The sequence below is a fragment of the Cellulosilyticum sp. WCF-2 genome (assembly GCF_003990395.1).
Lineage (GTDB): Bacteria > Bacillota > Clostridia > Lachnospirales > Cellulosilyticaceae > Cellulosilyticum > Cellulosilyticum lentocellum.
In genome coordinates this window covers 2,997,218-3,009,031 of record NZ_CP034675.1, presented here as the reverse complement: position 1 = coordinate 3,009,031, position 11,814 = coordinate 2,997,218, and the positions used below count along the sequence as shown (strand labels likewise).

The 11,814-nt window shown below is 36.6% G+C and carries 15 protein-coding genes; 1 reads left to right on the top strand and 14 read right to left on the bottom strand.

The window, feature by feature from the left end; all coding sequences use genetic code 11:
- Nucleotides 1-35: 35 nt before the first annotated feature.
- Nucleotides 36-452, top strand: a complete 417-nt coding sequence (locus EKH84_RS13455) for a hypothetical protein (RefSeq protein WP_127066698.1) — start codon at nt 36-38, stop codon at nt 450-452.
- On the opposite strand, the gene EKH84_RS13450 is transcribed toward EKH84_RS13455, so the two are convergent.
- The 14 genes from EKH84_RS13450 to EKH84_RS13385 form a co-directional block, all read right to left on the bottom strand.
- A complete protein-coding gene (locus tag EKH84_RS13450) occupies nt 441-2,003 on the bottom strand; it encodes a terminase TerL endonuclease subunit (protein ID WP_243118676.1) in 1,563 nt (520 codons plus the stop codon). The two genes, EKH84_RS13455 and EKH84_RS13450, sit on opposite strands and share 12 nt — an antisense overlap.
- Nucleotides 2,004-2,057: 54 nt before the next feature.
- The gene (locus tag EKH84_RS13445; protein ID WP_127066696.1) at nt 2,058-2,522 is read right to left on the bottom strand and encodes a phage terminase small subunit P27 family; all 465 of its coding nucleotides are present in this window, start codon (nt 2,520-2,522) and stop codon (nt 2,058-2,060) included.
- 72 nt (nt 2,523-2,594) lie between these two features.
- Complete coding sequence (locus tag EKH84_RS13440) at nt 2,595-2,801, bottom strand: gamma-glutamylcyclotransferase (RefSeq protein ID WP_127066695.1); 207 nt, start codon at nt 2,799-2,801, stop codon at nt 2,595-2,597.
- 2 nt (nt 2,802-2,803) lie between these two features.
- The gene (locus EKH84_RS13435) at nt 2,804-3,283 is read right to left on the bottom strand and encodes a gamma-glutamylcyclotransferase family protein (RefSeq protein WP_243118595.1); all 480 of its coding nucleotides are present in this window, start codon (nt 3,281-3,283) and stop codon (nt 2,804-2,806) included.
- Nucleotides 3,284-3,336: 53 nt separating this feature from the next.
- Nucleotides 3,337-4,233, bottom strand: coding sequence for an amidoligase family protein (locus tag EKH84_RS13430; protein ID WP_127066694.1), 897 nt, complete (start codon nt 4,231-4,233; stop codon nt 3,337-3,339).
- A gap of 134 nt (nt 4,234-4,367) precedes the next feature.
- Entirely contained in the window at nt 4,368-5,597 is a 1,230-nt protein-coding gene (locus EKH84_RS13425; protein ID WP_127066693.1) for a DNA cytosine methyltransferase, read from the bottom strand.
- Nucleotides 5,578-6,828 (bottom strand): site-specific DNA-methyltransferase, encoded by a 1,251-nt coding sequence (locus EKH84_RS13420; RefSeq protein WP_127066692.1) that lies wholly within the window; start codon nt 6,826-6,828, stop codon nt 5,578-5,580. Before EKH84_RS13420 ends, EKH84_RS13425 begins: the two co-directional genes overlap by 20 nt.
- The gene (locus EKH84_RS13415; protein ID WP_127066691.1) at nt 6,818-7,255 is read right to left on the bottom strand and encodes a sigma-70 region 4 domain-containing protein; all 438 of its coding nucleotides are present in this window, start codon (nt 7,253-7,255) and stop codon (nt 6,818-6,820) included. Before EKH84_RS13415 ends, EKH84_RS13420 begins: the two co-directional genes overlap by 11 nt.
- A 366-nt stretch (nt 7,256-7,621) precedes the next feature.
- On the bottom strand, nt 7,622-7,969 hold the full coding sequence (locus EKH84_RS13410) for an HNH endonuclease signature motif containing protein (RefSeq protein WP_127066690.1): 348 nt from the start codon (nt 7,967-7,969) through the stop codon (nt 7,622-7,624).
- A 106-nt stretch (nt 7,970-8,075) separates the two neighbouring features.
- Nucleotides 8,076-9,077, bottom strand: a complete 1,002-nt coding sequence (locus EKH84_RS13405) for a type II toxin-antitoxin system antitoxin SocA domain-containing protein (RefSeq protein WP_127066689.1) — start codon at nt 9,075-9,077, stop codon at nt 8,076-8,078.
- A 35-nt stretch (nt 9,078-9,112) separates the two neighbouring features.
- On the bottom strand, nt 9,113-9,535 hold the full coding sequence (locus EKH84_RS13400; protein WP_127066688.1) for a hypothetical protein: 423 nt from the start codon (nt 9,533-9,535) through the stop codon (nt 9,113-9,115).
- Nucleotides 9,536-9,625: 90 nt separating this feature from the next.
- Complete coding sequence (locus EKH84_RS13395; RefSeq protein ID WP_127066687.1) at nt 9,626-10,027, bottom strand: hypothetical protein; 402 nt, start codon at nt 10,025-10,027, stop codon at nt 9,626-9,628.
- Nucleotides 9,984-11,372, bottom strand: a complete 1,389-nt coding sequence (locus tag EKH84_RS13390; RefSeq protein WP_127066686.1) for a DEAD/DEAH box helicase — start codon at nt 11,370-11,372, stop codon at nt 9,984-9,986. The genes EKH84_RS13395 and EKH84_RS13390 overlap by 44 nt, the downstream gene beginning before the upstream one ends.
- Nucleotides 11,353-11,637: a VRR-NUC domain-containing protein gene (locus EKH84_RS13385; RefSeq protein WP_127066685.1), complete on the bottom strand. Its 285-nt coding sequence runs from the start codon at nt 11,635-11,637 to the stop codon at nt 11,353-11,355. Before EKH84_RS13385 ends, EKH84_RS13390 begins: the two co-directional genes overlap by 20 nt.
- Between the last annotated feature and the right edge of the window lie 177 nt (nt 11,638-11,814).

The following is an 11,814-nucleotide window of genomic DNA, read 5'->3' as shown; positions in this document are numbered from 1 at the left end:
AAATAATATATGTTACATTGAAAGGAGATTTTATTATGATTAATGAACCTATTTCTTTTATTGACTTCATCCAGGACTTTACTACAAACAACTGCGTTGCATACAGTAAAACAGCACAATATATATATGAGAACATAATATGCAGAGAAGATGTTCGTATACAAATGGCAGCATTATCTGATGTTGGAATCACAGCATTAAGTGCATGTGCAATTGAAATCGAAAAAACATGTTCTGAACCAACATCTGACCTTAATTTAAGTACTAAAGTCATTAGACAAACAATTGGAAGGATGGTAGCTGCATCACTTAAACCTCTTGGATATGTTCCATATAAACGTGGTAGAGTAAATGCTGGCGAAAATTCCTTTTTTTCAACTGCTAAAGTATATGCATGTACTGGCAAAGCTACACAGAAGATTATTAAATCAATTGTCACGCTAGAAGACTAATATTCCCCTATTATCATACACACTTCCACCATCGTCTTTATGCCTTATAGCTCTATCAAGAGCCATAATCAAAGCCACAGCACCGTCTATTTTTTCGGTGCTTTTTTCTTTATCTGGTTTGATATTACCTGCTGGATCACTCTTGATGAAAATATTGTCCATCATCCATCTTAGGACCGGATTACCACCATGAGCAAGCTTCTTCTCTAAAACAAGTTTCATGAGTTCCTTAGAAGGTGGTGACATATCCTTATACCCTTGCCCAAATGGAACTACAGTGAATCCCATGCCTTCTAAGTTCTGTACCATTTGAACAGCTCCCCATCTATCAAAGGCAATTTCCTTGATGTTATACCTAGTACCTAGTTCCTCAATAAAAGTTTCTATAAAGCCATAATGAACAACGTTGCCTTCTGTTGTTTTTACATACCCTTGTTGCTCCCAAACATCATAGGGAACATGATCTCGCCGTACTCTTAAAGAAAGGGTTTCCTCTGGTAGCCAGAAGAATGGAAGTATTTCATACCTTTCAGTTTCATCTCTTGGTGGAAATACGAGTACAAAAGCTGTGATATCTGTAGTTGATGATAAGTCTAATCCACCATAGCATTCTCTATCCTGAAGATTATCAAGTGAGACAGGAAAAGCACACTCATCCCATTTATTCATTGGCATCCAACGAATAGATTGTTTTACCCACTGGTTAAGACGAAGTTGGCGAAATACATTTTCTTCTGCCGGGTTCTCCTTGGCGGAATTAAAAGCTATTCTTACTTTTTCTATATCAATTGTAATCCCTAAAGAAGGATTGGCTTTATACCAATTTGCCTCGTCAGTCCAGTCATCCTCATCTGATATACCATAAAGTACAGGATAAAATGTAGGATCTATCTTTCTATTCTCTAGAAGGTCATTAGATTTTTGGTGTAATTCATAGCATATGGAATTTCTATCGGTTCCTGCTGTTGTAATAATAAAAAAAAGTGGTTGAGTTCTAGCATCTCCTGAACCTTTGGTCATAACATCATAGAGCTTACGATTAGGTTGTATATGAATCTCGTCAAAGATAAGTCCAGAAACATTGTATCCATGCTTAGTTGAGGTCTCAGCTGAAAGTACCTGATAATAACTAGCTTGGTTTGGATAAACAATACGTTTAGTTGAACCTACTATTTTTGCACGTCTACTTAATGCTGATGATTGTTTAAGCATTTGAGTGGCCACATCAAATACAATAGACGCCTGTTGTCTATCAGCTGCACAACCATAGACCTCTGCTGAAGGTTCCTTATCTGCAAAAAGTAAATATAAAGCAATAGCAGCTGCAAGTTCACTTTTACCTTGTTTCTTAGGCAATTCAATATAGGCTGTTAAGAACTGTCTTGTGCCGTCCGCTTTAACAATGCCAAACAAATCCCTAATAATTTGCTCTTGCCAAGCTATTAGTTCAAAAGGCTTACCTGCCCAACGCCCTTTAGTGTGCTTTAAGCACTGAATAAAGTTTACAGCTCTATCAGCTTTGGTTTCATCATAATGAGAGGTTTGTAGCATAAAGGGTGAAGGTGTGTAGTCTATTAATTTATATCTCTGGTCCATAAGTCTTACCTATGCTTTCAAAATATCTTCCATAACATCAAAGTCATCACCACTCTTATCCGCAACAATCCTACTTCTAGCAGATGGCGTTAAGCCAAATTGCTCACAGCACTTTAGCATAATTTTTAAATAGCTAGAGGCAATATTCACTTGAGGCACTTGTTGCCAATAGCCAGACGGTGTTTTAACGAGACTACCGTGTTTACTGATAAACTCCTCGGCTTCTTTCCAACGAGCATAGGCTTGGCAATATCCTGCTAAAGCCGCCATATCTATTTCAGCCAGTGCCCCTATCTGTTCTAGACCTTTTGCAATTCTTCGCCACTCCTTCTTAGCTTCTGCTTCTAGCCACGATGGACACTTAGGTGCTTTACTAATGGGTTTAGGTTCGTTGATATTTAAAGGTCTTTTACCTGGATTACCTTCCAGAATTTTAAGAGCAGTTGGTTTTGGTTTTCTACCTACTTGAGCCATGGATATCACCTCCTTACCTGTTTGATTTCATAACAAAAGGACCTACCGAAGTAAGTCCCTAATGTGTATCTACTATTTTTTTAGACCTTTATAATTATAGTTGCCCTTTTTGACTTCTTCTAGCTCAGCTTTGACTGCCTCTTCATATAAAGGATCTAACCTTTCTTTCTTTTTACAATCCATACAGATGCATGCTATATTTAGCATACTCATGATTCTGCCTTTGGCTAATGAAGCTCCACATCTATCACAGTGTTTTTGACTAAGAAATTTATCCATAACTATTTCTCCAATGCATTCTGTTTAATATAAATTTCATCCCTAGTGGATATTAAGGCTTCACTAAGTTTTTGTGTAGAAAGTCCATTAGCCTTATAGCCCTCTACAATAACGTGGTAGTATGCCTCACATGGCTCAGAAGGATAGCTTTCATATCGCTTAGCCATAACATAGGCCATAGCTTTTATCTTGGATTTATCCTTGCAAGTAATTTCAACTATCCTTTTGGTATAAAGGCTAGGATAGCCTTCATATCTATCAAGAGCAACTTCACATTCAGAAGTAATCTCCCATAGTACAATAGGTACGCTACTTCCTTTACTCTGTTCAACATTAGCCACTCCACCACGTCCTAAACCTCTAAAGGTAAGCTTATAATCTTTTAAGATGCCAGTTCCTATCACTTTAGCTTTAGGACATCGTATAGCCATTTGTTCTATATTCATATTACTACCATAGGCAGCATAGATTTTAGTTTTCAACTCATTCACCCTTTCATGAAGGGAAGGGCTTAACCCCTCCCAATCTATTCCTCTCAAGCTATTCTTCGCCAAGCTGAATTTCCTGTTAGATTAGCTAGAAAATGATGTCTGCAAGTCTTAAACTCGTCTCCATTTAAGCCAAGTCTTAGCATCCAACATCTGAAGGTGTATTTCTCGTTATCAGTGTAGGTTCTTCTTGCACTGGCAGTCTTTTGAGTCAAGGCTTGGTAGCTGAGGGCTAGGCAAAATTGAATGTAGGCTTTTATCTTGCCTGCGTGGGTGGTGCTATTAAACAGTCTAAACTCTACGGTGCCTTTATTGAAGACGCTGTGCAAGTTAAGTCCGTGATATCTACTTTGGTGGTAATGTCTGTCCCTTTCTTCGAAACCATATCCTTCGTACCAAACATCGGCTAGTTGCTCTAAGGTTTTTGGCTTCTTCTTATTGATGGTTTTAATCAGCTCTTCATTTACCTTTTTGCAATATCTTAATCTCTCAGGATCTATTTGAAGGCTCTTGTAAAGTAGATCTTCTTTGCTTGCCATTAGGTTAATTAAATTCTTAAGGCTTGTTGGTGTATGAGGTGTGGCATCTACATGGATGTGAATGCCGCAACTATTATTAGTGATGGCTCCTGCTTTTCTTAAAGCTCTTACTATTTCTTGTAAAGGCTCGATATCCTTGTAGGTAAGAATAGGGCTAACTAGCTCTACCCTATAATCTGCACTTGCAAAAAAGATTTCTTTGTTTCTTTTCTTCTCCGCATTAATACTTGCGTCTGAAACCACCTTCCAAGTTCTACCTTCGTTATCCATAATGTGGTAGGTATCATAACCGCCCCCGATGTGTTCTAAGCAAAAGCTTTTAAGTTCTTTTTGGATACACTCGGCAGCTTCCTTTCGGGTAATGCCTGTCATTTCAATTTCAATGCCAAACCTTTGTGTTTTCATTGTTTTTCTTCCTTTCAAAGTGTGTTTTCCCTTTCGGTAGTACACATGTTAACTCTGTATGGAAGATAAGTGTAGGCTCTTGTGCCACATACATTTCACAAAAAAACACAGCTTATATTTGTGAGATTTGCTGCTTACCAAACAAGACTTTTGGCCACCGCATAAGCCACTGGAACGGTTACTGCGTTGCCTGCTTGTTTGTAAAGTTGTGCATCCGAAGTAACAGCTTTTGCTTTTTCAAATAATTTATCTGGAAAACCTTGTAATCTGAAGCACTCCTTAGGAGTTAATCGCCGAATACGATAATGTTTATCTAAGGTTCCTTGATTGCATGATGTATCTAAGGTTTGAGCAATCCCTTTTCCAACTCGCCCTCTTCTTGTTTGGCTCTCTGGGAAAGTCATATTAATGCTATCTCCCAGGTTAGCTTCTATATACCCCTTCTTTGTAGCTTCTTTAATTGCAATGCCATGCCTATCCGTTCCTGTTAAAGTAACCATAGGTTCTTCAGTACACTTCATTCTTCTACCGTTCTGTCTTTTATCTATTCTATCTGGTGTGAGGATTGCACTTGCTTCAAGGACTCCACTATTCATAGCAGTTCGATTGACTACTCCTGCAGTATAACGAGAAGTGATACAACGGGAAGTATCGGTTATTTCAACCTTTGTCGTAGACTGATCAATAAAATAAAGGCCAGTTTTAGCACCTTCTCCTCCACCATTTCCCTTTAATGTACATGATAATCCGTTTGGATTATAAACCCTTTCACCTTGATAACCACCTATAATTTGCTTAAGAGCTGCTGCACTTTTTCCTGTGAGAGGTAATATTTTTCGTCTACCTCTGCTTCTAAGACTTGCGATAATAAACACACGTTCTCTATTTTGTGGGACACCAAAGTATTTAGAGTTAAGCAATTGCCACATTGCATCATACCCTGCTTCATCCAATTCAGTGAGAACGGTGGTAAAATCAAATCCTTGATTAATTGAGAGCAAATTCTTAACGTTTTCAATGAGTAGATAGGTAGGTTTATCTTTTTCTTCTTTGCTTTTGATGAGGTCAATAATGTTAAAATAGATGCCACTTCGTTTACCACTGAGTCCTCGTTGCTTTCCTGCAATAGAGATATCTTGGCAAGGGAATCCGAAGCACCAGATATCAGCATAGGGAACTTCTGCTCCAATAAGGTTTGTAACGTCATCTCTATACCACTCTCCTTCTGTATTAAACATAGCTTTATAGGATTTGACTGCAAATTTATCTTTTTCACAAAAACCTTTGCATTGATAACCAGCAAGCTCAAGTCCTAATCGAAAGCCGCCTATTCCAGAGCAAAAATCAAGGAAGGTCCTTATCATTTAAACCTTCCCTTTCTATATCTGCATATTTTATTTTTGCTCCGTTTCTTAACAGATAAACCTCATCAGCAGTTTCTTTGTATTCGATATAGCGCTTCACAATAACATCCACAAACTTTTCATCTAATTCAATCGTATAGCAAATACGATTAATTTCCTCACAAGCAATAAGAGTAGAACCACTTCCACCAAAGGGATCTAGTACAATGCAATTGCTCATGCTACTGTTTTGAATAGGATAGGCAATGAGAGGTACCGGCTTAGTTGTAGGGTGTAACTCACTCTTGCTAGGTCTGTCAAAATTCCAGATTGTTGTTTCCTTTCGTCCAGCATACCATTTATGCTTACCTGATTTTTTCCATCCATAGAGAATAGGCTCATTCTTCCACTGGTATGGGCTTCTGCCAAGAACAAAGGAATGTTTTACCCACTGGCACACACCAGATAAATAGAAACGAGCATCTTGAAAGGCTTTTCTAAAGATAAGGCCTTTTGTATCTGCATGAAATACATAAATAGAAGCATCCTCTTCCATATTTTCTGCCATACGACTAAAAGCAGCTAAGAGAAATTGATAAAACTCTTCATCCTTCATCTTATCATTTTGAATGGTACCAGCTTTACCCTCGTAGTCAACGCCGTAAGGGGGATCTGTTACTACCAGATTAGCTTTTTTACTTTCCATGAGTTTAATATAAGTTTCGGGCGAGGTACTATCACCACATACCAATCGGTGTCTACCTAGTAACCAAACATCACCTTGTTTAGAAATAGGATTTTCAGTGAGCGCCTCATCTATGTTGAAGTTATCCTCCTTGATTTCCTTGTCATGAAGGTTGTTGAATAGTTCTTCTATCTCAGGTGGTTCAAAACCAGTAAAGGAAATATCATAGTCTAACGCTTGTAGGTCTTTGATAAGTTCCGCTAATAGTGCTTCATTCCAGGAACCTGTCACCTTATTAAGAGCAACATTTAGTGCTTTTTCCTTAGTCTTATCTACTTCAACAATTACACAGTCTACTTCACTAAAACCTAAATCTTTCAATACTTTCAATCTCTGATGTCCACCAATAATAGTTAGATCTTTATTGACAATGATGGGTTCCACATATCCAAACTCGATAATACTGCTTTTGATTTTTTCATATTCCTTATCCCCAGGCTTTAAATCCTTTCTAGGATTATAGCCTGCTGGAGTAAGGTATTCTATTTTGAGTTTTTTAAATTCCATGTTGTTCTTCTCCAAATCTATCCTTGATGTAACATTGATGACTACAATACTTTCTCTTGAGATTGCCATATGCACTAAAAGGTTTATTACATTTAGAGCAGATGTAATGATAAGTTGCAGTTTCCTTAAATGTTCTTTCCTCCTGGTGTTCTGCCCACCATTTTCTGCGGCATTCCTCTGAGCAAAACTTACGGGTTCTTCCCTTTCCTTTTTTGCGAATAGGATTACTGCAGTACTGGCAAAGATCATGTTTTTCTTTGATCACTTCTGCATTAAGCTCCACCAACTGGCTAGGACCATTCAAGTGATGCCTAACACAATAAGACTTGATTGAATCACGGCTTAGGTCTAGTTGCTTGGCGATACTTTTATAACCCATCCCCTCGAGTCTTAATTTATAAATGGCTTCCTTTTGCTCGTTTGTCATAAGAAAATCACCTTTTCCATTTTGCGATTTTATTGGCATAATAAAAGCCACAAACCTCTTGAAAATAAAAGGCTCATGGCTTTTAAGTTATATTTAATAATTTGGCATAATTCATAAAGAGTGGCAATCTAGAATTTTCAATATCTAGCAGTCTATTCTGCGACTTTTTTATTAGCCCCTCCCTTTTTATATTGCGAAAATTTGCGTGTGAGGGCACACCGGTCTCCAAGGCATTGAGCCACAGAGGTTTAATGCCCCCTCCCCCTGTATTTAATCACACTTTTAATCCAAAGGGGGTGCAACACATGTCTGGCAAACGATTTATTTATTTTAAATACATCTACGAGAAGGGGGCACGTCTTTATTTTAGTAGTGGTAGGTCTGATACCTATCCTCTGTCAATGTTTTCTTATCATGGCACTGCTTACACAGTGGTTGCCAGTTAGTCTTATCCCAGAACAAAACCTGATCACCTCGGTGAGGAATCATATGATCTACAACTGTAGCTGGTGTAAGTTTATTGTTCTGCTGGCACCGAATGCAGAAGGGATGTTCTTGCAAGAACTGCTTTCTAGAATTTCTCCATCTACTATCATAGCCACGCTCATTGGCTGTAGCCCTTTCATGTAATACTTTGTGTTCATCACAATAATCTGTGCTTGTAAGCTTAGGACAGCCTGAATGCTTACAAGGTTTCAGAGGTTTGTGTGGCATAACTCATAACACTCCTATTTATGAAAAAAACTCATAGTTGAAATCCTATGAGTTAAATTTATATATCTATACTATATCACGGTTATAACGGACAAAACGGACAGGTTTAAAATAATTTCTCAAATAAATCTCTACTATAGTCTTTTATATCTACTACTCCGAGCATATTAAATTTGTTTTTTACATTCTCAAAATAGTTTTCAATATTCTTTTTCTCTATTATTCTATTTGAGGGTTCTGTTTCACTCACACCTTTACGTGCTTCTAACCAAGGAAATTCTGAATGTGTCATTAGTTCTAAAACTTTACCACTATAGCATCCAAAGCCCTTTGCAATCATATCAAGCAGTTCTTTTTCTTCCCACTTTAAATTCAATGATTCTTCATCATACCCCGAGTTATTATCAATGGTGCTACAACCAAAGTCTTTATATTGAACATATACCTCTCTATATACTGGACCGTGTACCCAAGCCTCACAATCATCTTCAAATAAGAATTCTCCATAAAAAGCCCTGTAGAATCCTTGAGTATAATAAAGGAGTTTTTGTAAAGCCAAAGGAGTTATATCTGATAATGATGCAATTAGATACTTCGCTACACATTCAATTCTATTAGACTGCTGGGTAGTATTATTAGAACAGGAATTCAGTCTCTCTATTGCCAATTTACATTTATTATAGGTTCTCTCTGCAATATGGTCCCTATTCTCTTCTAGCACTCTTTCCATGTAATCACTACTTTGTAGAAGCTCTAATAAGGTGTCTGAATATTGTTTCGTGGGAAGCGCTCCTTCTAGATATCTAGTTAATGTTATTTCTCCCCAACCTAATAGTTGTGAAAGTGGTCTTTTACCAATATCATATTTTTCTAAAATTTCGCCTATCTGTTTTTTAGTAATAATGTTTTGACTTACTCTATAGGCTGTATCTAATTGTTCTAGATTAAAATCATGTAATTCTTCTACAAATACCTCTTCGTGGCATTCTGAACAAACTGCTTTTTTACCTACAAACTCAATAAGCTTACCTTTAATTTCTTTGTACATTTTCTCATCTTTGATTTGATAGTCTTTCATATCATAACAAGACTCACAAAAAATCTTCATACTAAATACCTCCTTTGAAATAGAGCTACCTATATCTATTTTCTAAATAAATAGGTTATAGGTTCATTTCGTTTATGAAAAGATATAACAATAGCAAAGTCATCATCCTTGATTTGAATAATATTCGTTTTAATGTATATATCAACATATTCAAGTTCGCCCCAATAATCTAACTCATATTCCTTACAAAAGACATATAATCTTTCATGTTCATAACCAGGGTTATAATTAGCAGCTGCATAGCAAAAGTCATCATATTGTAAATTCAGCAAAATTTCTTTAGCTTTGTATGAATTAATACGATAGTCCATCATAAAGTCAATATTTTCTTGCCTGTTAGCATTTTTGGATATAGTATATCTTCCTTTGGATACTAATTGCTTAAATATATCCAGATAGTCTGTTATCTCTTGCTTAGTAAAGTTAAGATATTTTCCGTTAAGAGGTTTTTTATCCAATTATAAATGCCTCCTTTGTCTTTAGTATATCTAAATTGTATCTCGATTATACCTACATGTCAATTGAAATGTATCAATTGATACATTTTATTACATCGGTATCTTTTTTAAAAATCTATCATGAATCTTACGAACACTATCTGCATTTGCATATGAGCTAATGCTTCGAGCCACTTGTTGCCAACCTAAGCCACTTATATATCTTAGAGAAAGAATCATTCTTAATTCACTATCCTCAATGCTTTGAATATATCTATTTAATCTATTAAACTCATAAAAACATTTCTTTAGATTGAGTTGTAGTAATTCTTTTAGGTCGGCTAGCTCTGCTACATATTTGCCAATATTATCTGAAACACCTGCAACATGAGGCATTCCTGTTATTTGTTTTGTGGTTGAGGTCGCGAGTCCCTCGATTTCTGCAATTCTAGTTTTTAGATGCTCTATTTCACGATTGAGATAATAGAGTTGTGATAGTTCCTGTTTTGTCATTACCTTCACCTCTTATTCTAGCTTTAACTGCTTCCATCAGTGCATTCTGACTTTTATCTTTTGTTCCTAAAGCTTTTATAACATCCTCATCAATAGTTCCTTTAGTTATAATGTGATGGATCACTACCGTTTCGGCTTGTCCTTGTCTCCATAGTCTGGCATTAGCCTGTTGGTATAATTCTAAACTCCAAGGTAAGCTAAACCAGATAATAGTACTACCTCCACTTTGAAGATTAAGACCATGTCCAGTAGCAGCAGGATGTGCAATAGCTATAGGAATATCTCCTTCATTCCATTTAGTAATATCTTCAGAGGTATTAATCTCTTGCACTTTAAAGTGCTTTGAAATTCGCTCTTTATCATGCTGATAGCCATAAAAGATTAGAACGGGCTTTTCATTAGCAGCTTCAATCAAATCCTCTAAGGCCTCTAGCTTTCGATTATGAATTAACTTTACTTGGTGGTTTTCATCATAAACAGCTCCATTGGCCATCTGTAAGAGTTTATTACTTAAAGCTGCTGCATTGACTGCATCGATATCTCCTTCAGAAAAAGATAACAACATATCTTTTTCTAGGGCTTGATAAAGCTTCATCTCAGAGATTGACAAGCTTACTTCAACTCTGTTATCAATACGGTCAGGCATTTTCAAATAATCACAAGCTTTCATGCTTATACAGATATCAGAGAGCTTTTTATAGATTTGCTCTTCTGCTCCTAGTCTTGGCTTATAACTAAAAATGACTTCTCGGCTTCGCTTGTCTGGTTCAAAGTAGATATTTCTGTATTGTCCAATGAACTTACCTAACCTTTCACCCATATCCAGTAAATAGATTTCAGCCCATAAGTCCATTAAACCATTAGGAGCAGGCGTACCTGTTAATCCTATGATTCTTTTAGTGAGTGGCCTGATTTTACGTAAAGCCTTAAACCTTTTAGAGCTGTAGGACTTGAAACTTGAAAGCTCATCAATAACCACCATATCAAAGTCCCACTTATGATTTTTAACAAGCCATTCTACATTTTCACGGTTAATCACATACAGTGCTGTCTTTTCTCCTAAAGCTTTAAGTCTTTCCTTCTCTGATCCTAAAACTTTAGAAATGGTTAAGAGCTTAAGATGTTCCCATTTCTCACATTCTTTACTCCAGGTATCCTGTGCTACTCTTAACGGAGCAATTACTAAAACCTTGTAAACTTTGAAGTAGTTATACATAAGCTCATCCAAAGCTGTTAATGTAATAACACTTTTTCCAAGGCCACAGTCTAAAAACATTCCACAAATCTTATCTTTGATGATTCTACTCGTTGCATAGCTCTGATAGTCATGTGGTACATATTTCATCTAGTACTTCTCCTATCTGTTCTTTTCGGTCAATACAATAAACTAGAAAGCCTAATGCTTCTAGCTGCTGTTTGCGTTTGAGCTGAAGTGGTCTCATTTTCTTGCCTTTAGCTTTCAGTTCAACAAATGCTATATTCCCATGAGGGAGGAGTACCAAACGATCTGGTACTCCATTAACTCCTGGGGATACAAACTTATAAGCTATGCCACCTCTTGCTTTAACAGCTCTAACAAAAGCTTGTTCAGTTTTACTTTCTTCTGCCATCAAGCTTTCTCCAAAGTTTTTTAATAGCTTTTTTGATACGAATCACTAGTTTACCAATCACTCTTAATTTGTTTTCACACCATCTATAAATTCTTTTCATGTCTCATTTCTCCTTTGATTTTTTATCATGCGTTGCCAATGTTTCCATTTAGCCATTAAATCCTTATACGCGTGTAT